Here is a 26,405-nt window from a genome sequence, read left to right on the forward strand (position 1 = left end):
TTACCACACCCCGGTAAAGCGCTACAACATTACTGCCTTAGCGCGCATGCGGAACGTGACACTAGCTCGAATAGATCTCTGGTTTCAATATGCCGATAAATGGAAGGTTACGATACTTCTCTGCATAATCCAGACCATATCCGACAACGAACTCATCTGGCAGCTCATACCCTGTATAATCAGGTTCAAGTTCTACCGTTCTGCGTGCCGGTTTATTAAACAGCGCAACAACCGAGATAGTCTTCGCATTGCGACGTTCTAGCACATCTATCAGATAACTTAGCGTTAAGCCACTATCGATAATATCTTCCACGATCACAATATGACGTCCTTCTACGGGTACATCAAGATCTTTGATAATCTTAACAACGCCCGAGGATTTCGTGGATTGACCGTAACTAGATACCGCCATAAAGTCAATTTCCAGAGGTACTCTAATTTGCTTCACGAGATCGGCCATGAAAATAAAGGCGCCCTTCAGTACACAAATAACCAATGGATTCTTACCTTCGTAATCAGTGGAAAGTACATCCCCTAATTCTTTAATCTTGCCTTGAATTTGTTCTTCACTGTAAAGTACTTCTTGAATGTCGCTGTACAAGGATGAACCCCCTAGATTATATTATGAATCCTTATAAATTTACATTCTAGAAGAACGAAATTTACATATGTTCCTGCAGCACTAGCTTCATATGAAGCACACGTTCTGTGTCTGGTCCGACCAAAGCGTGTTTGGACCTACGAAATCCAGCAATCCAGAGAATTCGTCCAGATGCATCGACCAGTAGTGGGATGGCATCGCGCCGAGCCTTCGGCATTTTGGCATCAATGAACATATCCTTTACCTTTTTGGACCCGTTTAAACCAAGTGGTTCCAATCGGTCTCCCGATCTGCGGCTTCTCAAACAAAGCGGCAATTCTACCTGGTCAGCATCCAAAAAAACGTCGCTATTATGGTCTGGTGATATGGCAGCTAGCTTATACGAGTTCAAAGGCATCCATGCGTAGATCAATTTGGCGTTCATGTCCGGCAGTTCCAGCTCATTTGATGTTAACCGGATCTCATAAGCATAAGGCTTAGGATCTGGTGCAAAGGTCTGAAATTGAATAGATCCATATTCTCTCACAATATAAATCTGTTCATCCACTTGAAGGACTTGATTCGACATCTGATCTTTAAGCATTAATTCACGGACGCGCTCAATTCGTGTAAATACCAGCCTTTCCCTTTCCAAACAAAGACAGTTTAATATTAATTTAATCAAACGCCTTTGTAAAGCAACGTGAAGCTCGGCGAAATCACTCCGATTTAAGCGGCAGATGTTCGATTGAAATGTCACGATTCGGCGAAAAATCTTATCCGTTTCTCCATCGAAATAATCATTCTCCGCTTGCATCACATCCGTCAATCGATTGAGTGACTCTGGAAGTTGTTCATTATACTGTTTCAGCATCGGCATAAGATCTAACCGAATCTGATTGCGGAAATACTTCCGCAGCTCATTGCTGCTGTCCTTACAATAGGTAATTTCATGCTGAGCGCAATAATTCACAATATCTGATTTGTATATACGTAGAAAAGGACGAATCAGTTCCACTTTTTTTTCGCGCCTGCGTTCCGGCATACCAACGAGCCCCGATGGGCCTGTCCCACGTAAAATTCGCATCAACATCGTCTCCGCTTGATCATCGGCATGATGAGCCAAAGCGATTCGATGTGCACCGTATTGATTAGCGACTCTATGTAGGAATTCATACCTTTTCTGCCGCGCTGCCGCTTGCCCATTTAAAGATGATTCCTCTATATAAGCAGGTACATCAATACTGCCAATTTCGCAAGGGAGTTCTAGTTCCGCTGCAAGCTCCTTCACGAAATCTGCTTCAGCATCCGATTCACGGCCCCTGAATTGATGATTGACATGGGCAACAACGATTGTCCATTGGTGGGTAGCCGCAAGACGAAAAAGGACATGCAACAGCGCCACTGAATCAGGTCCCCCTGAAACCGCGACGACAATTACATCTCCTGCATTTGCAAGCTTTTCTTCTTCAATTCGTCGTTCCACTCTGGCAACAAGATCCGTTTCCATCTCGTATTCCTTTCGGCCCTTAGCTAAAGCCTGCCCTACCAAAACATATAAATCGTTGCTCCACAAATAAAAATAGAGGCAGCAAAACATATTTTAAGCCATGGCATTTTCAGCGTCGACAGGGCAATCTTCTTGCCTGCAACTAGCTTCTTCCATTCTACAATCGCTTCTTCCGACGAATGAAACTCGCCGTGTAAAGCTTTATTCAGAAAAGGTGCCAGCTGCGCAGCAACTGGATTCTCCCGCATGATTGACGTTAATTGGTCCAACTCCCGATTTTGAGGGAGCGTTTTGATAAAGCCAGCGAAGCGTCTGCGGTTATCTAGTGTTTTTAATAGTAAAATAGCAAATGAGAATAGATCGTAACTTTCCTCCGCAACCCGCTCCCCCATATTCCAGAACCCACGATCGTAGACTTCAGTTAATTGTTTAATCGCTCGTCCTTTGGGTGATACGCCTCCGAAATCAATAAGGTCCACATCGCCATAGTTAGATACAATCATATTCTCGACCTTCAAGTCCCCGAATACATACCCACTTCTATGAATTTCAGTGAGTTTCCGCAATAGATTCGTACCTATTACAAATATCCAGTCTTGCCCGCGTTTATGTATAAAATCAGTTAGCGTCACGCCCTCAATATACCGCATGACATAGAAGGAGATCCCTTTCCCTTGAATCACCATATCATCCGAATCAATCAGAAAGTTCTTAAATGAATTCTCTTTCAATGAAATAGCAAGCAAGGAATTGATCTCTGACTGATGGTCAACCGTTTCATATCCTGCTTTCAGCGCAAATCTAGCGTTTCCCCTTCGAACCAGAGCAACAATACCATTGGAGCCCGCTCCTAGTAAACGCTCGACCACATACACATGGCCATTCCACTTTCCCTTGATAACAGCCCCTGGGCGAAAGGCCTCATCATACCACGTAGTCACTCAGCATCCCTTCCTCAGTCGTCTTTGGTGAGAAAGGCTTTTCTGTCACGAACTGCAACGTTTGCAATAGCGCTGGACCGGTTGGCGTCGTACCCTTCATGTTTATTTTATAGAACATCTTGTCGACATTTGCAAGCTGATTCGTCCAACCATGATCCATCTCTAGTTCTTGATCACTTGATTTGGTAGATGGAAAGTGGAAAACCGCAAGCTCACTCACGCCGCTTCTGGCTCTTAAACTAAGCAAAAGATCGTGGATTGCTTCGCGTACAGCAGCAAGCTTCGGCTTCATACTAGCACTTGCATCTATTAAAAGAGCCACACGCAGAGACGTAGTTTCACTCATATTATCAATAACTTGCACGACTTCTGCTCGTTTCTCCGGCGGTAGATGCTCTAATTGCGAGGTCCCTAATATACTTTGCAGTTCCTTACCCACCGCATGCTGGATGGTCGCATTCACAGTTTTCCGGGTCATCATTTGTACCGTATGCGACAACTGTTCGGAATTCACAATCCGACTCATGCCACCACCTGCTGCCGCAATCTCTCGAATCTCTTCTGAGCCTAGTACACCTAACTCTCCATGATCAATCACACCAATGACATTCACAGCAACACCTTCTGCCTGCGCTTGTGCCGCCGCTATTACGGGGCTTACACCAACATTGGAACAACCGTCTGTAATCAATAAAATTTGTTTCATCATGATCTTCTGCCTCCCTGGCCGATAAGATTCGCTCTCTAGTAGGTTCATATCCTAGTTTTTCCATTTCTGAGAGTGTCTAATCATCTTGCAAGCAGGGATTGAGAAAGGTATTTATTTCGACAGCATATTGAGAAGCATACGGTAACAACCAAATAAGCAGAGGGCATCCCTCTGCTTATTCGCAGTGCTACTGCAACCATCGATGACGTTAGCGTCTCCTTCGAACTTTCCATCCTAGCATCAAGCCAAAAAGTACAAACGTAAGACCAGTAAGCTTAACATAGAGGTGACTAGATTCTCCAGTTACCGGCAACATTGCCGGCTCACCAGTTGAAGGAACCACTACGCCAGGATCAGGCGCTTTCGGTGATGGCACCGTCACTAAAGGCGGTGTAGGCTTAGGTGTAGGTGCAATAGATGGACTTGGCGTTAGGCTTGGTGTCGGCGTTATAGATGGCGATGGTGTCGGTGGCGATGGTGGCGGCGTTGGCGTTGGTGTTGGTGTTGGCGTTGATGTCGTTGGTGGTTCTGATGTTGGTGGTGTTGGTGTTGGTGTTGGTGTTGGTGTTGGTGTTGGTGTTGGCGTTGGCGTCGGTGGTGGTGTTGATGTTGGCGTTGATGTCGGTGGCGGCGTTTCTGCTTTGGTATTCGTATACGTCAATCTCTTATTCTCTCCCGATTGCAGCGTGAATGGATACTCTTTTCCATCTAGCGAGTAGCCAGCAGGAGCCTTTATCTCCTTAATCGCATAGTCTCCAGCGAGCAACCCTTGGAAAATGGCGATGCCATTTTCATTCGTCGTTTGGGTTTGAATGAGATTCTTCGTATCGCCAGACTTCCGATAAAGCTCATAAATTGCACCCCGAAGCGGTATTTCCCTGTTCGCGGCATCAATCTTCTTCACTTCCAACGACCCGCGAACACCGTTGCCTGTGCCCGAACCTGTCGATACACCGACCACAATGTCTTTCACTGTTTCTTTCGTGATCGTAGTCACATTGTTTCCGCTGAAGCTCACGCTATTAGAGACTGATTCCTGATTACGGGCTGCTATAACCGACTGATATTCCAGCACAAATGCCGTCGAGATCAGGCTCTTGAATTTTAGACGGAATGTCTGGTTCCCCTCTGCATCCGTTTGAATATCAACCGTGTAACCAGTACCCTTTACTAATTCCACATCCTTCGTCAAATCACCATTAGTGGCCGCCTTCATACTGAATAAATGAAAGGAGTCCGATAGTAACACTTGATTCTTCGATGGCGTATCGAATATTTCCGCATCGGTTAGCTTGGATTGACCCTGGTTGACGGTAATCTGCCAGTTGATCTTATCACCGCTTTGTGCTCCGTTCTTGCTCACGTATTCTCCGCCATGAGGAATATTAACAGAGGCTGTGAGGTCTTTCGTTACTTGAGAGGTACCATCGAATAGCTTTGCTGTATTGAACACTCGACTAATGATCAGTTGGTTCTCTAAACTTGTAGCAAAATCGATGGTATACCCCTCTGTAATAGGATCGTGAAACGTTATTATTATTTTCTTCTGGGGCGTTACCTCATAGTGGTACCGTGCAGGATCCACCAAATCACCTAGTGAATGGGCACCGCTAGGAGCGATAACCATTTTGTGAATAACTAACGTGTTAGCAACCAGAGTCTGGCCAGACTCCAATACGTCCTCAATTATGGCTTGGGAAATATTCTTTCTGTTATAGTTGACCCCTACACTCCAAGAGATTTGTTTATTTACGGCGTTATACGTACCGCTTTTAAATCCATTTTTCTTCACTTCGTTGAAGGGATTGAACTCCGCCGTTACAGTCTTCGTATGCTCTGTATTTTGCCTGATCCAGTCTATTCTAGCTTGGTTGGTAAATACATTTGCACTGCCTAACGGAAGTGCTAATTCGAGGTTATACGCCGTATCATAAGTGATTTTTACAGGCTGAGAAATAGGGTCGGTAAATGTCAGGGTGAATCCGACATCTGCGTCAACGCTACTATCAAGTGTGTAATCTACTGGATTATTGAGTACAACATTTCCTTTCTTTACGACCAAAGAGCCCGGTATGAGTTGTAGACCTTTGTTAGAAAATGTATCCGTTACAACAACGTGATCCATCTCCTGACTATCGCCATTAATGACAATTTGCCATCCGACTACCTTCGACTGATAGTTCACGTCACCTCTTGTTTTAACAATACCAACTTGCGTGAATGGCTTAGTGATTGTAGTACTGCTGTTTTCGCCCGTATAAACCTTATTCGTAAGAAGTCCATCCTCGTAGACGGGCCCTATTGCTTTCGTTGCATAAGTGATTTTATATGCGGAAGAGATATCTTCAAGAAATTGCAATTTAAAGCCTGATTTCCCTTGTTCCGTATGTAAGGATACCACGTATTTATCCGATGGCACTTCGCCAGCAAGTGTGGCAACACCAGTACTATTGAATGTCACCTTATACACATGGAGGGAATCACTCACCAGCCCATGAATATCATCAAAAACATCTGTCAGATTAGCCTCTGATTGCGGAATTCCCTCTTCTCCTCCGTTATACAAGACAGCCCATTGCATGGTCTGCGTTGTTGAATCATACGCCGTCCTTTCCTTCACCAACATTTGCCCTCGAGATACATTGACTGTTGAAGAGGCTCGAACAGGTTCAGCCATATTCGTCCCAAAGAAACTCGCTGTATTCGTAAAGGAAGTCTTGAGCTTATCCGTAATTGGCGTTGTATATTGAATACGATAAGCAGATGTGATCGGACTCTCCGCAAATTGAATGCGAAGAACCCCGCCTTCGGTACTCATTGAGTAGCTGCTACTGTCTAATTTCACCCCCTGTATAACTGTACCATTGAGTTGTACTTGCAGTTGGTAAACAGCAACCGTCACAGGAGCCGCTAATCCTACCGGAATCGTATCCGTAACAACGGCGTTCTGTATGGTATCCAATGTCTTGTTCACATCCACTGTCCAATCAATCGACTTCGCATTGTAGCCAAGAGGAGCGCCTGACTTACTGATCGTTGAATCTACGGTAGGCCTGAACTTGATGGTAAATATCTGGTCCCCGCTTCGAACAGGAATAACGATTGTTTGTTCCGTCGTCCCAGTAATTTGGCTCTTATTGAATTGTGTAAGGAAACTCAACGTTCCCTTCAAATCATCATGACTCTCAATAAATTCATTAAAGGTAATCACCACATGATGACTATCTTTGTCGGCATGGAAATCCCCTACGGTTGAATTGTTATCAATGACAAGGGCACCGCTTACATCATTGAACAAAGTAAATTCCTGCGGCAGCGTAAAAGTAAATGTATCTCCGCTATGATAGCCGTGACCATTGGGCAAAGACCAGCTATAATCCAGCTTCGCTTGTGCGTTCTGATCATAAACATTCCCCGTAACCACTTGACCGTTACTATCGTATACCGCTAATGTGACACTATCTAGGATGTTGCCCGATATCTCCGTTGCATTCACTTGGCTAGATAAGGTAATTCCATAAAGGCATTGCATAAACATTAAGAGCGCAATCAGCATGGCCTTTGTTTGTTTCTTCACCATCTTTGTTTAGCCTCCATTCCAGATATGTGCCTATCCGAAGACAAAAAAGTGCATATAAAGAGTTTTGATACAAATTGTATCATAACAGCCATGAGAAAATACAGCATGTTTTGAAAATATGTCATTTCCATCCTTTCTATACGTCAACTCCTAACTATTCAACTAATTTCCCTTTCACAATTAAGCGATGCGTCGGGTCTACCATGGGATCACACGTTATTAACGTAATTTCCCGATTGCTCTCCGTACTTTGCAATACCCACACATCCGTAGGCAGAACATATAACTTCTCCTTTACGCGGTAGACGAATTTCTGGCTTCCTGTCTCTACTTCAATTTCATCACCAGGGGCAACCTCATCTAAGCGATTAAAGTTTTTGCCGTATGTCAAATTTCGATGACCGGCAATCGCATAATTGCCTATTGCACCAGCCTTCCCTGTATTTGCAATGCTGGCAACTGCGACTTTCATATTATCCATGGTTGCACCCGTGAGAATAGGAAGTTTCAAATCAATTTTATCAATGCTTAGAACTCCCTCCATGTTCTTAGGTTTCGCAGGGGGCGGCTTCGCTGTCGCTACGACATTCACAGGCGCTTTGCTGCCAGCGCTACTTGTGGGCTTCGCCACATTGGACTCCAACGGCCCAGCATCACTTGTACTTGCACTTGCATCTGATAAGGGAGTCACAACACCACCAATGAGTGTAGTGTTCAAGACACCTGCGCTATGCGGATCCTCACCTTCCTCACCTATCAACTGATCCATTGCTTGCATGTTGTCTTGCCATTGTTGCAAGATTTGTTGCTGCTGATAACTTTCATAGCGATCATTCATCGTGGGATACAGAAACACCCCTACACCCAGGAGGATGAGTAATAAAGCAAACCATCTCCTGCTCATTCAACTACCCACCTCTCTTGTCGCCCAATAAACAGCTATTTTGTCCTCTTAGGACGCATGTAAGCATAAATGGAAATATATGACTAATTTATCATGTGAGACCTATACTTTCCACTACTTCAAAAACCGCGCCGGCAAATGAGCCGGCACGGCTTATTAGAACCTTAACTCACTGTTTTCGGACGCTCCATACGTGTAATGCCTGGCCAACGGAACGTAGCCCATTCCGGCTGCCGTCTTTCAATACGTGCGACGACCACCGTCATATCATCCTGAATCTCGCCGTGATGATGACGGAAGATACGCTCCAACAAGCAATCCGCGAAATCTTGCGGCAACGTCGTATCAATCTCTTGAATCATCCGCTTCATCCACATCTCCTTGTTCACAGCATGGCCTGGAGCATCGAAGATACCGTCCGTCATCATCACAAGGATATCCCCTGATTGCAGCGGTATAGAAACTAGATCGACATCAATCTCGCTCAATATGCCTACCGGCAAATTGTTTGCTGAGATCGGGATAACCTCTGTCCCCCGCTTAATAAAGCTTGGCGTAGAGCCAATCTTCATGAACGTTGTATTGGCGTTGTACATATCAATCAATGCCATATCCACCGTGGCGTACATCTCATCCGATGAACGCAGCATCAACACCGAGTTCAGCGACTTGATCGCGAGCTTCTCGTCCATCCCCGACTGCAGCAGCTGCTGCAGGATGCTAAGCGCCGTCTCGCTCTCCGCGCGCGCTCGCTCGCCATTCCCCATACCGTCGCTCAGCGCAACGGCATACTTGCCATTACCCAGCTCCACCGTTGAGTAGCTGTCGCCCGAGAAGAGATCGCCTCCCTTGGCCGCGCCGGCGACTCCGGTCTCCACCTCGTATTCCTTGGCGGAGCCGAATACGACTGTGCTGTAGCCCTCGCCGCGCGTGTGCATCTCTTCACGCATGACGGCGACATTCTCGCCGATGATCTCGCTCAGAAGCGGCGCGATGATCTTCCGACATTCATCAAATCCCTTCGTATATTGATGGATGATTTCAATTTCGATGTTACCTTCGTCTAAAGAAATAACATCGATGGTATGAATAGATAAGCCCAGCTCCTCAAGGGCATTACGAATTTGCTCTTCTTGGAGGAACAACTCCTGTCCTTCCCGCTTGATTTCCTTCGCTAAGTCTTCCATAACCTGCGAAACACCCGACAACTGCTCGGCAACAAGATGCCGGCTATCGATGATTTGCTTTTTCCAATGCCTATCATTCTTATATAAACTATATTGCCCCTTCATCACATCTAGCACCTGTTCCGTACGGATACAGGATTTCTTCCACTCGGGTGGAATCTGCTTCTTCGTCATACTCTCCTTCGACTCAATTTGGCTCATCATATCCGTCATATACGTATACGTTTGATAGAATTTCTGATCCCAGCACTGACTCTTCTTCCAACAAGACTCACAGGTCTTCTGGGCGACAGCGTTCATGAAATGTCCGACATCCTCCTCCTTGCGACTCACCTCATCTTCTGTCGTCAGTTGTTTGAAGCTGCGAGCGAGTTGACGGAATACCTCCGAGAACTGCTCTACGCGCCCCGCTGTCACATCACGTACACGCTTGGCATAGTCCTGTTGCGACTTGAGATTCTCCTGCGTGCCCGGTACATACTTAGCCAACATGAGAATGACACTTCGAGGTGTCAGTAGAAACAAGGCTACGGCAGCAAGTGACTCCCACGCGGAATTGACCATATCCACACTAGAACCCATATAGAAAGATAGAATCGTTGATCCTATCAGCATCCCAAAGGCAACCATCAAGCGATTCCCCTCTTTAAGGAGACCTGCGAGCATACCAGAGAATGCAAGTAAACTCATCTGATAAATGGCATTGCTATTCGCAAGACTTAGGATAAGCCCTGTAACAACACCCACCGATGCCCCAAAAGGGGCCCCTCCTACCAATGCAAACAAGAGTATCAAATAACGAGATAGCACATGTTCTATCGTGACAGGACCCACGAGCCAACCAACCGTACCTGTCATAACGGAAGCCAGCAAAATAATTAAACAAATGATCTCCTCATGTTTTAGATGGTAATTTTTGCGGGTAAGGGTGAATACAGGGATCGCTTGAATAAAAATGAGCGTCAGCACCAAACTTAGCAACGCTTCAACGGTAAGCATCATTAAGGAGTACCACGTCAGATTAGAAACAACCAACTCCGCAAAGAGCTGTACGAGGAACGTTGAACTGAATACAAGCAGCGGCGCTAACGATACGTCTGAGCGTTCATATTTCTCAAGTGCCTTCTGGATCAATAAGAAGATCACGATTTCTGTCACCAGATATCCGGTATTCCCATTCACCGCGAGCAAGCTTCCAGCAAATGCTGCAATACCGACCCAATGCAAGATATCCTTTCTTGTAAAATAGATGACTGCGACAAAAGCCAAAGCAAATGGTGATAACTGTTCCAGAATCATCGCTCGACCCAGCAGGAAGCCCATAACAATGAGCAGTAACGACCATTTCTTAGCAACAAAAGCTTGAACCCATCGATTCTCCACAGCTGCACTGTGAACACCTACTCTTGCTTTCTGCCAAATCCCAGACCATCCACTACCCATCACCGCGCCTAAGCTTCGTCTTTGCATATTCTCGAACACCATCCATTTCTTCCCTTATTTGTTACTCTAGTATAGAGACAATCTAGCAGAAAGTTTGTCAGAATGAGTTGATAGATTCAAAGAAATTTCCGACATGTCCCGATGTCTTTGTCAACAGCTCCCAGCCCTTGCCTACTCTAGGTTCTTTATGTTGAAATCGTTTCCATAAGTCTGATTACCTCGAATCGACGCGCCGCATATGAGGGAGATACCCGTAACTCCATGTCGATTGATTTTCATTCTTTTTGCCGGACTTGTCGCACATGACAAAGAAAAACGTCTCCCCCTTCCTTTAAGGACGGAGCGTTTATGGAGAAATACAAGAAAAGGGACTGTACTTGAGAAGTACGCCCCTTTTGGTATACGGCAGCCATAGACCAAACACTAGAGTAACTGTATTATGTACAGCTAATTTCACGTCTAATTCGTGTTTCCGTGATTTAACTGGAAATTATCCATGTAAATTTCGAGATTTAAAGAGAATACGGATGAAATTCGAATATTTAACCACATAAATTCCATCTAATCGTTGAATTTGGGGGAAGTTGCGAAAATTAACTGTATGTTTTCCATTTAGCTGGGTTGGAAATCGATATCAGATAAAGCGAAGTGTGATTATACTTGAAATAAGGGGGAAGCTTCGCTTACCCAACCCCAAACATATAAATTCTTATATGGCAAAGAAAAAACCACACTCGCCTAAGCGAATGTGGTTCATCATCTGCATCTATTAGTCTCTTCTTCCGCCTCGGCCACCGCGTTTGGACTCGGTGTTCTTCTTCAAGGACGAAATCCGCTCTTCACTATCTTTGAGGAAACGAGATACTTTATCTTCGAACGAAAACGGTCTAGCTCCGCCCTGCTGCTTGTTAAAGCCGCCGCGACCACCACCGCCGCCGCCACGATTGAAGCCACCGCCGCCACCTGGACGACCGCCACCACCACCTGGACCACCGCTTGGAGGGCCACTACGTTCTCCACCACCGCTTGGGCGACCACCTTGGTAACCGCCGCTTGGACGATCTCCACTAGGGCGACCTTGATAGCTGCTGCCACCTGTACGTTCAGGACGAGCTGGTCTTTCCTCAACTGGCTTGTCAATCGTTTGCTTGATCGACAGTCCGATCTTGCCATCCTTGTCCACGTTAATTACTTTGACCGTTACCTTGTCTTCCAGCTTCAAGTGGTCATTAACGTCCTTCACATAATTGTCCGCGATCTCCGAAATGTGAACAAGACCGGTAACTCCTTCAGCAAGCTCGACGAATGCTCCAAAGTGAGTAATCCCCGTCACTCTTCCCTCTAACTTGGTGCCAACTTCAATTGCCATAAAGTAAAATGTTCCTCCCTTAAAATGTTGAAAACACTGGCTACGCCGATTATAACCGATGCAGAAACCACGGTCAACACGGCATTCGCCACTTCTTTGTAACGCTTTTACCAAATAAAGAAAGTATAAGTTCTCGGTATCCGAAAATTGCTTTGTTATTGGCAGTAAAACCTACACCTAAACACGGTCGCGCACCTTCAAATTACCTGATAAGGGGTTCTCATTGCGGCTTCGAGGCGCTTAGCGGCGTCTCTCCCGGTTTACTGTAATGAAAGTCCCGGCGAATGATCTGATCCAAATATTCGTCGTTATGCAGCCGTGCGATTTCCTTCGTCGTTAAGGCATTCACCTTCTGCGCCTCGACGAGTTGTTGCTCCATATTCGCTACGACGGCTTTCTTCTCGTGCAGCTTGGCGAACTGCCCCCAGATGTTAACAGCAGCCCAGCTCAGAAAACATAAGACGATGATCAAAAGGATACGCAGTCTTCGCTTCGAGCCTTCCCGACTGATGCGCTTGGTTGAAACGGTTGCTTGAGCATGCATGAATAGGAAATCCTCCTACTTCGAGAATATCCTGCGATAAAGCGCAAGGATACGTCCCTGTAGTTTCTTCAACCAGCCAGGGATCACCATGTACTTATGCACAGGCTTAGTCATCCAGAGGAATAGTCTCCACAAAGGATAGAGCAATTGTAGCACAATTCTGTAAAGGAATATAGCTACGGCCAGCAAAAAGCCCAAAATTATCACGGTTAGACGATATAAGCCAATAATCGGTTTAATGATTAATATTTCGACAGTCCGCGTGAGGAAGCGGTAAATCGCCACAACAATTCGTATGAGAATGAGGGTTAGACGAATGACAAGGGAACTTAGAAGGCCGAAATAGAAACAGATTCCGATCCCCATTCCGAGAAAAATAAAAATGCGAACTTGTCCTTCATTACTGTAAATAAGCATCTTGAACACTAGGATTATCGCCACAATCCAATAGATGCCATCTACAATGGGGATGGTCCAGCGTGGCAATCGCAGCTTGCCCGACAGTACATGGAAAATATCGAACAGAGCCCCTATGCATATACCACTCAGGAACATCATGAATATCGTCTGAAATTGAACGTGAAGCGTCACTTAAATAGCTTACCAAGAAACCCCTTGGATTTCTCCTGGGTGTTCCCGTCTACATAATCTAATCCACTTACCATACCTTCAATGGCGACTAGACCTTGCTCCAAGCTCAAGTTCTTGATGTGCAAATTTTGCCCCTTAATCATCAAGTAGCCCATTTCCGTCTCTAGGAGGAATTCTTCGCTATCAAAGCTTTCTACGTTCAAAACTCCCGATATTTCCAAGAGCTTGCGATTCAGCATCTTAATTTCTTGCCTTTTGTTGTTGTTTTTCACAGGTTCAATCATGGCCTGTACCCCTCCTTCACCTAATCTTACGATATGGGAGGATGTCCATTTTTAGAACCGGGCAAGGTCAATTAACCTTATTTATTTAACTCGCGTTCATATACAGTTTGCGTATCACTACCGTCTAAATTACTCTTCTTCATATAGAACGTATGTTTCTTAAACCTATCATAAGTAGCCGTTTCGTAAAAGATATGATTGGGAACGGCGAAAATAAGTCCTTCCGTATCCGCTATCTTCGTGGCAAGCGTTCCATCTAGACGCGCTCTATATATACTGCTTCGATCTTTCGGATTCAAATAGTACAGCCAGTCGTCAACAATCGTGAACTCAGAGCCTGCACTGGCTTGGACCACTTCGCCTGAAACGGACGTTCCATCCTGCCGTACGCGCAATAACGAGTAAGCGGGATAGCTAAACGACAAATAATATAACCAGCCATTCTCAAATTTGAAAGAATTGAATGGTGTATAGGATGGCGTAGCTAGCCTTTTTTTATCCGTGCCGTCTAGACGCATGCTATATATCGCTGAAGTATACTTCTTGTGATCATTGACTTCATAAAATAGCAGATCACCCTCGATGCCAAATGCTATCCCGCCTTGCTCCTGGACCAGTACCTTTGCGGAAGAGCCATCTACTTTCATTTTGGAAAGCGAAGAAACACCCTCTTCGGAGGTGGAAACAACGTATAACCAGTCCTGCCATATAAGAAACGTGTCCATGGCCTGCTCTAGCAGCAATGTCTTCTCAGAGCCGTCTTCTCTTATTTGGTATAGACGCCCATTATTACTATCTTTGACATGTTCTAGATAATAGAGCCATCCGCCAGAAACTTGCAAACTAGTAGGCCCTGGCCCACCGTCTAGCGTGGTAAGAATAACAGGTGGCAGAGACGCCTGTATGCTTGTTTTGAAAATAACAGCCTCCGTATTGTCCCTATCCTTGTATTGCGTGAAATACACGTCCTCCTTATTGAACGTGAACCCACCTCCACTCATAAGGTTATGCCTGTTTAACACCTGAGGGCTGCTGCTAGTCGAACTAGTTGAATCTAGCGCCAATTTCTCCGCCGAGGTAATCGTCACCGTCTTCGTCTTATCCTCCCACTGCACCAGCGCACCTAAGGCTTCACTGATGAACCGAATCGGAACCATGGTGTTTCCACTCGTGACAAACGGTCTAGCACTTAACTGAATGGCCTTTTCATTGATGTAAGCAGTCTGCGTACTCGTAGTCAGTTTGATCGTTTTATCCCCTTTAACAGCCGTGACCATCCTTCTAATTTCATTCCACGTCACCTTCGCTTGAAAGGCTTCAAAGATCGTCCTCATCGGCACCATCATGACGCCTTCCTCAATCATCGGGGCAACTTCGAAGCTCAATTCTTTACCGTCCATAATAATATGAGAAGCAGGTGTCCTGCTTGGCGTCGCAGCTTGTGTGTGACTAGGAAGGAGACACGAACCCACAACCGAACAAACGGTTAGAATAACTGCATATAATTTCACAACTCAAATCCCCTTTTCTCTATGACCATCATTTGCACATAAAAATAGCCCCAGATCCCCTCTGCAGGAACCCAAGGCCACTCTTATCTACCCTTCTATTCGGACTGGAAAGCTTCTTCCTTCAGCAATGTGTACATCTGCGCAGCGTCTTCCTTACGGGTCGACTCTGATAGAAGTTCAACGCGAATCGTCACTTTCTTCTGACCGAACTGAATGGATAGCTCATCTCCAACTTTCACATGCGTACTCGCTTTAGCGTCCCTACCGTTAATCCACACGCGTCCTTGGTCGGACACATCCTTAGCAACCGTACGGCGTTTGATCAGACGAGATACTTTGAGAAATTTATCGATACGCATTATTTTACAGCGTCTTTAAGCTTGTTGCCCGCTTTGAAAGCAGGAACATTGGATTCTGCGATTTCGATTGGGTTGCCCGTTTGCGGGTTGCGACCTGTACGGCCAGAACGCTTACGAGTTTCAAATGTACCGAAACCGATCAATTGTACTTTATCTCCGGATGAAAGAGCGTCCGTCACTTCACCAAGGAATCCGTTAAGGACAACTTCTACGTCTTTCTTAGTAAGTCCGCTTTTTTCAGCGATGTTGTTGATCAAGTCTGTTTTGTTCATGTGTTTTCTTTACCTCCCAAAATGATTGAAGATCCCATCTTCTATGTACCAAGTGCGGTTACATTTCATAACTATACCTTGCAACAAGTCTAGTATTCTGCTTTTTTCGGCAAAATCCTTCTATCGTCGGTCAAGTTTTATAACTTTTTTTGCTTCCTGCCAGTAAATTTCCATCTCTGATAACCCAGTTTGTTCAAAAGATAAGCCCTTTAAACGTAGCTGTTCTTCGATATATGAAAATCTTTGAATAAATTTCCGATTCGTGTGTGCTAGCGCCTCTTCGGGGTCTACTTTGAGGAATCTAGCAACATTCACGATAGAAAAGAGAACATCTCCCAGCTCGTCACGACGCTCTTGCGCGCTCTCTTCCGCTGGTTTCGCAATCGCTTCGCGCAGCTCAGCCAGCTCCTCTTCCACTTTAGCTAACACATCATTCAGTTCTGTCCAGTCAAAACCGACCGCTGCCGCTTTCTTCTGCAGTTTCATCGCCTTCATCAAGCCCGGCAACTCACGTGGAACCCCGTCCAGCACTGATTGTTTCGTCACATCAATGCCTTTCTTCCGCTTTTCTTCGGCCTTGATCGCATTCCAATTCACTAATGCCTCATCGGCGTCCTCAGCGGATGACTCTCCAAACACATGCGGATGCCGGCGGATCAGCTTCTCATTCAACGTCGCGATCACATCGTACACAGAGAATGTACCGATCTCCTCTTCCATTTGTGCATGCAGCATGACTTGTAAAAGCAAATCACCAAGCTCCTCACACATATGGTCCGGATCATCTTCATCAATCGTTTCGAGCACTTCGTAGGCTTCCTCAATTAAATTCTTACGCAAACTCTCGTGCGTCTGCTCACGGTCCCATGGACATCCCTCAGGGCTGCGCAGGGTCTGTACAATCTCATGCAGCTTACCGAATGTACGGTAATACGTTTCTTGCCCTTCACTGCGAGGCACCCATACAAGCGACAAATTGCCGTAGCCTTTGACATGATCCAACTCATAGAGCGGCACTTCGATGATCTGTTCTTGGCCGGCTACGCCTAATGCATGACCGACAACAACGCGATATTCATCAGGGTAAGATTCCATTAAGCTGATTTTGAGATCCGATGCCGTGTACGTATCATACACCTGGCCAATCACCGTATGCAGCTGAGGGTTCAATGCATATCGGCTGATACTTGTCGCATCCAGCAACTGAAAGCCGTCAATCGGGTCGAAGCCAAAGCGCAAGAACGCTTGGTCTAGGAAGCTCTCGCCTCCCGTGATTTGGAGGTCAATGCCTTCAGATGGGCAGCGCTGTTTCAGTAGCTGCACTGTGTACTCTGCAACCATGGGATGACCCGGAACAGCGTAGAGCACTTCTGTCATATGGTTTTTCGCTGCCTTGATTAATTCTGTCGCGATAGATTCATAGACGCCCTCGAACGACTCATTCGACATGTAATTCGCATCGAACGTTTCGTACGGGATGGCGTTCGCATCCAGCAGGTGAACCATCGGATGATCTTTCGTGCGCAGGAACAACTTGGCTTGCGACTTCGCTGTCAGTTGCAGCTTCTTCCATACGCCTAACGTTAATTGATCTTCGTCCCCTGTGCCGAGTCCAAGGACGGTAATTCGGGGGTTGCTTGTTGACATGGGATGACACCTCCAACGTTCAAAATATATTTAAATAACGTTATGTTATAGCGTTACTACTTGGGTGGGGCTGCGCCGCCAGAAGCCTCTCGCGGCCCTAGCTTCGCCAGGAGCGGCGCCAGCTTCCGCGCAAGCTCCGGCATCAGCCGCAGCTCTTCGCGGCTGATGCCCCCGCTGCGCAGCAGCACAAGCGCGTAGACGGCTCCGCCGGCGACTACGCCTATGAGAGCGATGGCGCTGGCGCCCCACCGCTCAGGCACCTGCCATGCCGCGCTAGCGAGCATGGCCAGCCCTTGCAGCGCTGCAAGGGCGCCGCCCATCAACCCCACGGCAAGCGTGGGACTGACGGCGTACGGCCGCAGCGCGAAGCGCACCCCGGTGCTGCGGCGCAGCTGCACCAGGTTCAGCCCCGCGGCAGCGGCATAGGCGATCACCGCGCTGAGCGCGGCGCCGTCGATGCCCCAGCGGGGCAGCAACACGACGTTGCCGAGTGCTTTCAGCACGATGGCAACGAGCAAGGCATTCATCGGCGTGCGGATCACGCCGATGCCTTGGAGAACGCTGGCGCTGACAGCGTTCAGGGTACTAAACAAGGCCGTGAAGGCCAACACGGCCATGGTCCAGCTCGCCTCGGTGCTCGTATAGAGCATCAGATTGATCGGCATCGCTAAGCAGGCGAGGCCAAACGAGGCGCCGAGCCCAACCACCCATGCGAGCCTCACGGACATTTCCGCGCGAAAGCGAATGAGTTCGACATGCCCGCGCAGCTTCGCTTCTGCAATGGCCGGCACCAAAACGGCTGACATCGAGGAGGCTACCATCACGACCAGCTGAACAAGTGGAAACCCACGGTTATATAGGCCAAACTGACGCATAGCTTCCAACTCACTGCCTGATGCAGCTTCCAGTAAGCGAGGCATCGTGAACGTATCCACGAGCGTGAGCAGCGGCACGACAATTGCACCTAAGCAGACAGGGATTGCATACAACGTAATCCGTTTCGCCCACTGCCAAGATGACGTCACTTGCATTATCTCTGAACCAGCAGCTATCGCTTTCCTCGTATCCTGCTCTGTCATTGGCTTCGTCCCACCTGCTTGCTCCCCATTCACCAACAACTCCGCCCTCACATGCTTCACACGTTGGGCACGGCGTTCTCTGCGCCAATACACTGCCATCACCACAAGACCCGCTCCAGCGCCTGTTACAGAGCCAAATGTGGCCCCTGCGGCGATCCATGCTTCATCATAAGCGAGGGCAACCAAGTACAGCAATAGGGCAACCATCGTAATAACACGAATAAGCTGTTCGATGACTTGTGAGATCGCGGTCGGCACCATGTTCTGATACCCTTGGAAATATCCCCTTAGAACAGCAAGAACTGGAGATAGGAGCAGTGCAAATGATACACTGCGGATCGCTGTCACGGTTTGCGAAATGCCGATCCAACCAGCAATCGTCTCCGCCCCCATATACAGTAGGATAAACAAGAGAAATCCTGCGCTCATTAAGAGTGCAGATGAAACAAACACAATCCGCTTCGCACCTGGATGATCACCTTCCATGACACGTTCGGCTACAAATTTAGACACCGCGACTGGAAATCCAGCCGTTGCTGCAAATAAGATCAAAATATAGAGCGGATAAACCGCGTTATAAATGCCAAAAGCTACATCTCCAGCTACATTCTGCAAAGGGATCTTCTGCATCGTCCCCAGCAGTTTAGAGAGCACAGCTGCTCCCCCAAGCAAGGCTGCACCCTTTAACAGGTCCTTCCCCCGCTTGCCATTCCCCTGCTTCAAGAGCCCTTCTTTCTGCCCATCTTGCTCCTTGAAGGTAGCTCTCATTCCCGTTTACTCCTCTACGCTAACATGATTCCTATGTACGTATTATAGCGAAATCTACTCCTTCAGACAAAAAAAGCTTCGCTTACAGATGCATCATGTCCGTAAGGAAGCCTTCGTTTGAAATTATGTGTTCATTGCTCCATCTGCTTCGCTAAGAACCCAGCAGCAGTCTCGACCATTTTAACTTCCATATTACCCATCTTCACATTCTCGTCCTTCGAAATCAGGATTACTGAACCAATAGGATCTCCTCCTGCAACAATCGGCGCAGCTACAAAGGAAGTGAATGTTTCATTGGTATCTTTAATGATCTCGAATTGACCTGAACTGCTTTCAATGACAGCCTTACGATTTTCCATGCAAGATTCAATGACCGCCCCAACGGATTTCTCTAAGTAATCTTTCTTAGATCCACCAGCCATTGCAATAATATGATCTCGATCCGAAATTAAGGCCACATGATTGGTGCTTTCAAACAGCGATTCCGCATACTCCTTCGCAAAATCACCAAGCTCACCAATCGGTGAGTATTTCTTCAAAATAACTTCTCCATCACGATCCACGAAAATTTCCAAAGGGTCACCTTCACGAATGCGTAGGGTGCGCCGTATTTCCTTGGGGATTACAACTCTCCCTAAATCATCTATCCGACGGACAATTCCAGTTGCTTTCATACTTCTAGATGCCTCACTTTCCGCTTTCGAATTAGATACGACACGAGCATGAAACCTTGTATGCTAGATCGGGATTTGGTGGGAACTTGAAATCTATCCATAGTATTCTTCACTTCCCATTCTTCTATGCAGACGCCCCGACTAAGCAATTTACTCAAGGATAAACGGTCGTGCCGTCTTCCAAGGACGGCTTCCGTTTACCAAGGTTGATGCGAAGCTATAAGTGCGTCGCACTTATAAATCCTTATCAACTTATTTAGCTCTGCATCCTGCTGCGCTTATCATGTCCAAAAATGAGAAATAAAAACAGGATGTCCATTATCGGACATCCTGGTAAGTTCTTACTTTGCCGCCGGGCTTGCTGCAGGACTAGCTGCAGGGCTTGCTGCTGGCGCTGGCGCTGCTTCTACTTTAGGAAGGTTATTCGTTTCGATCAATTTCGGATACTCAGTTTCAGCAAATTCAGACAAGGATTTCTCTGCAAGCTGAGATTTGATTTGCGTTTTGAGCGTATCATCCAGTTGCTTCGTGCTTCTGGATTCTACTTTCATCACGTGATAACCGAAACTGGATTCTACAGGATCACTGATTTTGTTCAATGGAAGCGTGCTTGCTGCATCTTTGAACTCTGTTACCCATTCATTGATGTTAGCATCTTTGTACGTACCGCCTACATCTTTGGAACCTGGATCATCGGAGAATTCTTTCGCAAGCGCTGCGAAATCGCCACCGGCATCCAGTTTCGCTTTCACTTCTTTTGCTATTTTTAGCGCTTCTTCCTTCGTACGAAGATCCTTTTGTGTTGCGGAATCTTTCAAGGAGATAAGGATATGGCTAACCGTTGCAATGTCAAACGCATGTGCTGCTGCTTGTTCTTTGTAAGCATCTTGAACCGCTTGGTCCGTAATTTTACTTTCCATGCTGCCCATTGTGTAGAAGCTTAATTTCATCAGAGACTCGATATCCTTCAACTCGATACCGTTATCTTTCAACTGCTTGTCCATTCCGCCTTCTTGCTTACCGAAGTAGTCCGTAATGGCTGTCATTTGCTCCTTAACTTGTTTGTCAGCATCCGTTTTCACTTTGTCATCTGCCTTAGCAGAAAGAACACGGAAAGTAACCATTTGCTTCAACATATCTTGTTGGAAAGCTGGATCCGCCAAGTATTGAGCTAATTGCGGTGAGAACATTTTATTTACGTTGATGAAAGAATCGAATTCACCGCGTGTAATTTTCCCGCCTTCTTTGTACGTAGCAATGATATCGCTTGGATTACCTGTAGCAGCCGCAGATGCGGAAGGCGTAGCTGTTGCAGCGCCCTCCTTTTTGTCTCCACACGCGCTGAGGACAGAGAAAGCAAGGACGACTGTCGCCAATCCTAATATCCATTTTTTCGAAGTACGTCGTTGTTTGCTAGTTTCATTTGGCAACATCCTGTAATTCCCCTTTCGTTTTCAGAACATCCTTATATTGTACCAAGAATTTCTCCAACAATTCGATGGAGGCTTCCGGCTTCATGCCTTTAAAGCGGATAACAATAAGTAGCTGCGGATCTGCATTCAATTTGATACGACCATCAAAGCCTTTGGACAAAGCAAGCAGCTTCTGACCATCCAGCCTGCCGTTCTGGTCGATATGCACCTTGATTAGGTAATCCTCTCCTTTTTGGCTAATCGTTTCAATCCGGTACTCGGAACCGTATGCTTTCAAACGAGCCACTGTGAGTAGGTTGAATACGGCCTGCGGCAGATCGCCAAAGCGATCAACGAGCTCATCGTGCAGATCCGCGGCTTCTTCCAGCGTACGAATGGCGGCCACTTTTTTGTAAATTTCGATTTTTTGCATGCTGTCATAGATGTAATCAGAAGGCAGATACGCATCCAACTGAATGTCGATTGATGTATGCCATTCCGGTTCTGGAATGACCGCATCTCCATCTATCGCAAGCTTCAGCTTCGCAATCTCTTCAGCCAACATTTGCGAGTACAAATCAAAGCCGACAGATGCAATAAAGCCGTGCTGTTCAGCACCCAATAAGTTTCCTGCGCCACGAATGGATAAGTCCCTCATCGCAATTTTAAAGCCTGAACCAAGTTCTGTAAACTCTTTAATCGCTTGAAGTCGTTTCTCGGCTACTTCTGTCAACACTTTATCACGCTGATACGTGAAATACGCATAAGCGACACGATTCGACCTTCCTACACGTCCGCGCAGCTGATAGAGCTGGGAAAGACCCATTTTATCCGCATCATGGACAATAAGTGTATTCACATTCGGGATGTCGACACCGGTTTCAATGATGCTTGTGGAAACAAGCACATCGTACTCCCCGTCCAAGAAATCGAGAATCGTTTTCTCGAGCTCCTGCTCACCCATTTGACCATGCGCTACAGTAACTCGTGCATCCGGAATCATCATCGATATTTGATCAGCGATTTGGGTAATGCCTTGCACGCGATTGTACAGATAATAAACTTGCCCCTCACGCGCTAGTTCTCGCTCAATGGCTTCTCTAACCAGCGTCGGCCCGTATTCCACTACATACGTCTGGACCGGGAAACGGTTCTCGGGCGGAGTTTCAATAACGGATAAGTCACGAACGCCCAGCATGGACATATGCAAGGTTCTTGGAATTGGCGTCGCCGTTAGCGTCAGTACGTCCACGTTCGTCTTCAGACGCTTAAGCTTCTCTTTGTGGGACACGCCGAAACGCTGCTCCTCATCGACGATGAGCAAGCCAAGGTCCTTAAACTGGACATCTTGTGACAAAAGGCGATGGGTCCCGATGACAACGTCAACAGTACCTTTCTTGACGCCTTTCATGACTTCCGTTTGTTCCTTCTTAGATCTGAACCGGCTTAATACCTTTACATTGAACGGATAGCCAGAGAAGCGTTCACGGAACGTTTCATAATGCTGCTGCGCCAAGATTGTGGTTGGTACGAGCACGGCCACTTGCTTCCCGTCGATCGCAGCTTTGAAGGCTGCGCGGACCGCGACCTCGGTTTTGCCATACCCAACATCACCGCACAACAGACGGTCCATTGGACGTTCTTTCTCCATGTCCGTTTTGATTTCTTCTATCGCGCGCAGCTGATCTCGCGTCTCGTCATACGGGAACATCGCCTCGAACTCGTTCTGGTACGAGCTATCCTTGCCGAAGCCATACCCCTTCGCCGCTTGACGTTCGGCATATAGCTTAATCAGCTCATCTGCAATATCTTTGACAGATGCGCGTGCTTTGCTTTTCACGCGGGCCCAGTCAGCCCCGCCAAGTTTATATACCTTCGGTTCTTTCTCTTCGGAACCGACATACTTCTGAATTAAATCAATCTGATCGATTGGAACAGACAGCTTATCGCCGCCAGCATACATAATATGCAAATAATCCTTATGAATCCCGCCAACCTCTAACGTGCCGATGCCAACGTACTTCCCGATCCCGTGATTGACGTGAACAACGTAGTCTCCGATCTTGAGCTCTTGATAGCTCTTGATTCGTTCTGCGTTCTCCAGCTTCTTCTCCACTTTGCGTGCTTTACGCTGTTTCTGTGTGAAGATCTCGCCTTCTGTAATCACAACGAGATGAATCGAAGGCATTTCGAAACCGGTTTGCAGATTCCCATCGACAATCTCAGGAACTTCGATCTGGTAATCGCCAAGAACACGACGCACGCGTTCAGCACGGTCATCCCCATTAGCGAGCAGAATGACCTTACTGCCATTCTTCTTCCACCGCTCCATCTCCGCCTTGAGGAGATTCATCTGCCCATGGAAGTTTTGCATCACCCGACATACGAAGTTAACGATATTCTGTGGCTGAATACCCGCGACCTGACGAAGGAAAAGGGACACATACAGCGTCGGGAACGGTCTGCGGTGCAGCAAGGTATCGTAAGATTTGGACAGCACAAAAGCCGGCAAGCTCTTCCCCTCGGTTAACGCATGCATCATCCACTCCGCTTCATCACGCTCGAGCTGCTTCGCCGTTTCCAAGAGGCGGGCAGGCTCATCGATAATGAGGATGGAGTCTTTGGGCATATAGTCCATGAGCGTCTGTCTTTCCGTATATAGGAGAGAAATATATTTATAAATGCCCGGGAACGTCTGACCCTCTCGCATTAGCTCGATATCGCGGCCTACAACTTCCAACAGCTTGTCTTTGGCTGAGCGCTCCGTCATCTTCGCCAACTGCGCCTGCAGCAACTCATACGCATGTTGCGCCGCTGAATGTAACCGCTTTCTATCCGCTTGAATCTCCCGGCATGGAGGGATCGTCACCGTTGTTAGTTTATCAATTGACCGCTGGTCACTTACATCGAATGTCCGAATAGAGTCGACCTCGATATCAAAGAGCTCGATCCGAATGGCATTCTCCGATGTTAATGGAAATATATCCAGAATTCCGCCTCGCACACTCATTTCGCCTTTCGTTTCAACGCGTTCAACACGTTCGTAACCTAGGCTGGATAAGGAAGCTAGCAGATCGTCTAATTGAACTGTGTCCCCAACATTAACCGTTACTCGGGATTCTTCGAACACCTGTTTGAGTGGCAGCAATCTTCGCACGCCAGCAAATGGGGCAATCACAACACCGCGGAATCCACCCGCAAGTTTCGTAAGAACGTCAATACGCTGCGCTAGCATCTCAGGGCTTGAAGCAGCTTCTTCCGTAGTCAGAAGCTCTTGAGATGGATAGAGCAGCACTTCATCAGGGGATAGACACTCCAAGAGGTCTTCCGCTATTTTTTGCGCAGCAAACATATTGTGTGTAACAACGAAAAGCGGACGCTCAAGCTCTCGCGCAAGTGAGGCCAGCATGACTTGCCGGGAGGAGCCAGTTAAACCGGCAATGAGCTGCTCTTTCATTTCGGACCTCAGGCCTGTCACGATCGTTTGAAAGTCGGAATCCGCAGAAAAAGCTTGAATTAAAGCTTGCAAACAAGTACACTCCCCTCACAAAAAGAAGCCTCGGCACACTTGCCTCGGCTATTAACTCTTTATCTTCATCATAAATTATTGCAACGGACTGGCTAGCAATGATAATTCGGGATTCGCTTCTAATGCCTCACGACAGTAGTCGCAAACGACTCTAACCGTAACATCTCCGTTCGTATTATACGATATTATATCTCTACGCTCATCAGGGGTCAAGAAATGGAAGCCTAACTGCTGCTCGGTAATCGCGCGCTGATTAATTTCCCCGACAAAGGTATGACAGTGCCTGCAAATATACTTGATCATATGTATGCCTCCTTCGACAATTCGATTACATCCTAGTATGACCATTCTTCGGAATAATTAGCCGAATCTGCCATTGTCATTTTTGAATAGGGAGCTTACATATCATCATATATAGGGCACATTCATGCGTTGTGACTATTTATTAAACTTAGCCATCGTTTTCTCGAAAGATTCGCCTAAACTGAATTCCATGGCATCGCAAGTTAAATCGAGCACGTTATTAATGGACTTCATCTCTTCTTTGGAAAAGTTGGACAGCACATAATCGGCAATATTATAGCCTGGTGCCGGGCGATTCACCCCAATCCGAATCCGATTGAAAATCTGAGTGCCCCCATGTTGAATAATGGACTTGATACCGTTATGTCCGCCTGGGCTGCCTTGATAGCGAAGACGAATTTGACCGAAGGATGTGTCCATATCATCATACACAATTACGACATCTTCCAATTTGGCTTTATAGAAGTCAAGGAATGCGCGCATGGATTCACCTGAGAGGTTCATGTACGTCATTGGTTTGAGCAGATACACTTTCGTCCCATTCACATTACCTTCTGCGAGCAGCCCTTTTCCTTTATTCTGAAAAGAGGTCATCCCCCACTTGGCGGCAAAGCGATCAATCGCCATAAACCCAATATTGTGCCGATTTAGCTCATATTGCTTTCCCGGATTTCCCAGTCCGATAAAACATTTCATAATTTTCTAAATCCCCCTAACAAAGAACTAAAAAACCTTTGCGGAACCCGCTTCTAAAGGTTATTGTTTACAATATACCTTTTACCTAATGTTATCCATTCCATAAAGCTGTAGGTGATAAACGAACAATGTATCTACATGGACAACAGCTTACAGAAGATGATCATTTCCAAGATCATCTCGATGCGGACGTACCCGTCCAAGTATACTATCAAAATCTGCACAAGGATATAGGCTTCGTTGAAATGTACAACCTGCATTTCGTTAAGATTAATCGTATCTTTTATAGCAGAAAGAAGCATACTTTTGTTTCGCGCCCTGGATATTAAGCGCTTTCATTAGGGTGGCGCTGTTGCTCTCCCAGCTCAACAACCCTCCTACAGGCGCACTAGCACGGGAAAAAGAACCTCTATCGGTCTCGCTCAGCCTAAACGTTTCCACGTAAATCAGGCTGAGTGGGCAGCACTTCATTTGTAGCGTACCCCACCTCAAGAGGTTCCATTCCTATTGCTT

General features: G+C 46.7%; 22 protein-coding genes. 1 reads left to right on the top strand and 21 read right to left on the bottom strand.

Annotated features, from left to right (window positions below; translation table 11 throughout):
* Positions 1-61: 61 nt before the first annotated feature.
* From hpt to pth, 21 genes are all read right to left on the bottom strand, one after another.
* Positions 62-601 carry a hypoxanthine phosphoribosyltransferase gene (hpt, locus tag AC58PV_RS32755; RefSeq protein ID WP_497437189.1) on the bottom strand — a complete coding sequence of 180 codons (540 nt, stop codon included), beginning with the start codon at positions 599-601 and terminating at the stop codon, positions 62-64.
* 61 nt (positions 602-662) lie between these two features.
* Positions 663-2,090 carry a tRNA lysidine(34) synthetase TilS gene (gene tilS / locus AC58PV_RS32760; protein ID WP_497437191.1) on the bottom strand — a complete coding sequence of 476 codons (1,428 nt, stop codon included), beginning with the start codon at positions 2,088-2,090 and terminating at the stop codon, positions 663-665.
* 35 nt (positions 2,091-2,125) lie between these two features.
* Positions 2,126-3,031 (bottom strand): protein kinase domain-containing protein, encoded by a 906-nt coding sequence (locus AC58PV_RS32765; RefSeq protein ID WP_497437192.1) that lies wholly within the window; start codon positions 3,029-3,031, stop codon positions 2,126-2,128.
* The gene (locus tag AC58PV_RS32770) at positions 3,015-3,737 is read right to left on the bottom strand and encodes a vWA domain-containing protein (protein WP_497437236.1); all 723 of its coding nucleotides are present in this window, start codon (positions 3,735-3,737) and stop codon (positions 3,015-3,017) included. Before AC58PV_RS32770 ends, AC58PV_RS32765 begins: the two co-directional genes overlap by 17 nt.
* A gap of 211 nt (positions 3,738-3,948) precedes the next feature.
* Entirely contained in the window at positions 3,949-7,320 is a 3,372-nt protein-coding gene (locus AC58PV_RS32775; RefSeq protein ID WP_497437193.1) for a collagen binding domain-containing protein, read from the bottom strand.
* A 154-nt stretch (positions 7,321-7,474) separates the two neighbouring features.
* Complete coding sequence (locus AC58PV_RS32780; RefSeq protein ID WP_497437194.1) at positions 7,475-8,224, bottom strand: class D sortase; 750 nt, start codon at positions 8,222-8,224, stop codon at positions 7,475-7,477.
* A gap of 164 nt (positions 8,225-8,388) precedes the next feature.
* Positions 8,389-10,881 (bottom strand): stage II sporulation protein E, encoded by a 2,493-nt coding sequence (gene spoIIE / locus AC58PV_RS32785; RefSeq protein ID WP_497437196.1) that lies wholly within the window; start codon positions 10,879-10,881, stop codon positions 8,389-8,391.
* 742 nt (positions 10,882-11,623) lie between these two features.
* On the bottom strand, positions 11,624-12,223 hold the full coding sequence (locus AC58PV_RS32790; protein WP_065854339.1) for a S1 domain-containing RNA-binding protein: 600 nt from the start codon (positions 12,221-12,223) through the stop codon (positions 11,624-11,626).
* Between the two features lie 220 nt (positions 12,224-12,443).
* Positions 12,444-12,767, bottom strand: a complete 324-nt coding sequence (locus AC58PV_RS32795; protein WP_497437197.1) for an FtsB family cell division protein — start codon at positions 12,765-12,767, stop codon at positions 12,444-12,446.
* A gap of 15 nt (positions 12,768-12,782) precedes the next feature.
* Positions 12,783-13,358, bottom strand: coding sequence for a spore cortex biosynthesis protein YabQ (yabQ, locus tag AC58PV_RS32800; RefSeq protein WP_497437198.1), 576 nt, complete (start codon positions 13,356-13,358; stop codon positions 12,783-12,785).
* On the bottom strand, positions 13,355-13,642 hold the full coding sequence (gene yabP / locus AC58PV_RS32805; protein ID WP_497437200.1) for a sporulation protein YabP: 288 nt from the start codon (positions 13,640-13,642) through the stop codon (positions 13,355-13,357). The genes yabQ and yabP overlap by 4 nt, the downstream gene beginning before the upstream one ends.
* 77 nt (positions 13,643-13,719) lie before the next feature.
* Positions 13,720-15,153 carry a stalk domain-containing protein gene (locus tag AC58PV_RS32810; protein WP_497437201.1) on the bottom strand — a complete coding sequence of 478 codons (1,434 nt, stop codon included), beginning with the start codon at positions 15,151-15,153 and terminating at the stop codon, positions 13,720-13,722.
* A 95-nt stretch (positions 15,154-15,248) separates the two neighbouring features.
* Positions 15,249-15,512, bottom strand: coding sequence for an RNA-binding S4 domain-containing protein (locus AC58PV_RS32815; RefSeq protein WP_028557379.1), 264 nt, complete (start codon positions 15,510-15,512; stop codon positions 15,249-15,251).
* Complete coding sequence (locus tag AC58PV_RS32820; RefSeq protein WP_028557378.1) at positions 15,512-15,784, bottom strand: HU family DNA-binding protein; 273 nt, start codon at positions 15,782-15,784, stop codon at positions 15,512-15,514. The genes AC58PV_RS32815 and AC58PV_RS32820 overlap by 1 nt, the downstream gene beginning before the upstream one ends.
* A 120-nt stretch (positions 15,785-15,904) precedes the next feature.
* Positions 15,905-17,431 carry a bifunctional methyltransferase/pyrophosphohydrolase YabN gene (gene yabN, locus AC58PV_RS32825; RefSeq protein ID WP_497437202.1) on the bottom strand — a complete coding sequence of 509 codons (1,527 nt, stop codon included), beginning with the start codon at positions 17,429-17,431 and terminating at the stop codon, positions 15,905-15,907.
* Between the two features lie 56 nt (positions 17,432-17,487).
* Positions 17,488-19,278, bottom strand: coding sequence for a putative polysaccharide biosynthesis protein (locus tag AC58PV_RS32830; protein ID WP_497437204.1), 1,791 nt, complete (start codon positions 19,276-19,278; stop codon positions 17,488-17,490).
* A gap of 131 nt (positions 19,279-19,409) precedes the next feature.
* Positions 19,410-19,952 carry a stage V sporulation protein T gene (gene spoVT, locus AC58PV_RS32835; RefSeq protein WP_068663574.1) on the bottom strand — a complete coding sequence of 181 codons (543 nt, stop codon included), beginning with the start codon at positions 19,950-19,952 and terminating at the stop codon, positions 19,410-19,412.
* 341 nt (positions 19,953-20,293) lie between these two features.
* Complete coding sequence (locus tag AC58PV_RS32840) at positions 20,294-21,385, bottom strand: peptidylprolyl isomerase (protein ID WP_497437205.1); 1,092 nt, start codon at positions 21,383-21,385, stop codon at positions 20,294-20,296.
* Positions 21,372-24,893 carry a transcription-repair coupling factor gene (mfd, locus tag AC58PV_RS32845; RefSeq protein WP_497437206.1) on the bottom strand — a complete coding sequence of 1,174 codons (3,522 nt, stop codon included), beginning with the start codon at positions 24,891-24,893 and terminating at the stop codon, positions 21,372-21,374. Before mfd ends, AC58PV_RS32840 begins: the two co-directional genes overlap by 14 nt.
* Positions 24,894-24,968: 75 nt before the next feature.
* Positions 24,969-25,196, bottom strand: coding sequence for an anti-sigma-F factor Fin (fin, locus tag AC58PV_RS32850; protein WP_068663572.1), 228 nt, complete (start codon positions 25,194-25,196; stop codon positions 24,969-24,971).
* A gap of 135 nt (positions 25,197-25,331) precedes the next feature.
* Positions 25,332-25,892, bottom strand: a complete 561-nt coding sequence (pth, locus tag AC58PV_RS32855; protein ID WP_497437208.1) for an aminoacyl-tRNA hydrolase — start codon at positions 25,890-25,892, stop codon at positions 25,332-25,334.
* 128 nt (positions 25,893-26,020) lie between these two features.
* Here pth and AC58PV_RS32860 point away from each other — a divergent pair, with 128 nt between their 5' ends.
* Positions 26,021-26,221, top strand: a complete 201-nt coding sequence (locus AC58PV_RS32860) for a hypothetical protein (protein WP_497437209.1) — start codon at positions 26,021-26,023, stop codon at positions 26,219-26,221.
* Positions 26,222-26,405: the final 184 nt, after the last annotated feature.

Source organism: Paenibacillus sp. J22FR83, assembly GCF_059691955.1.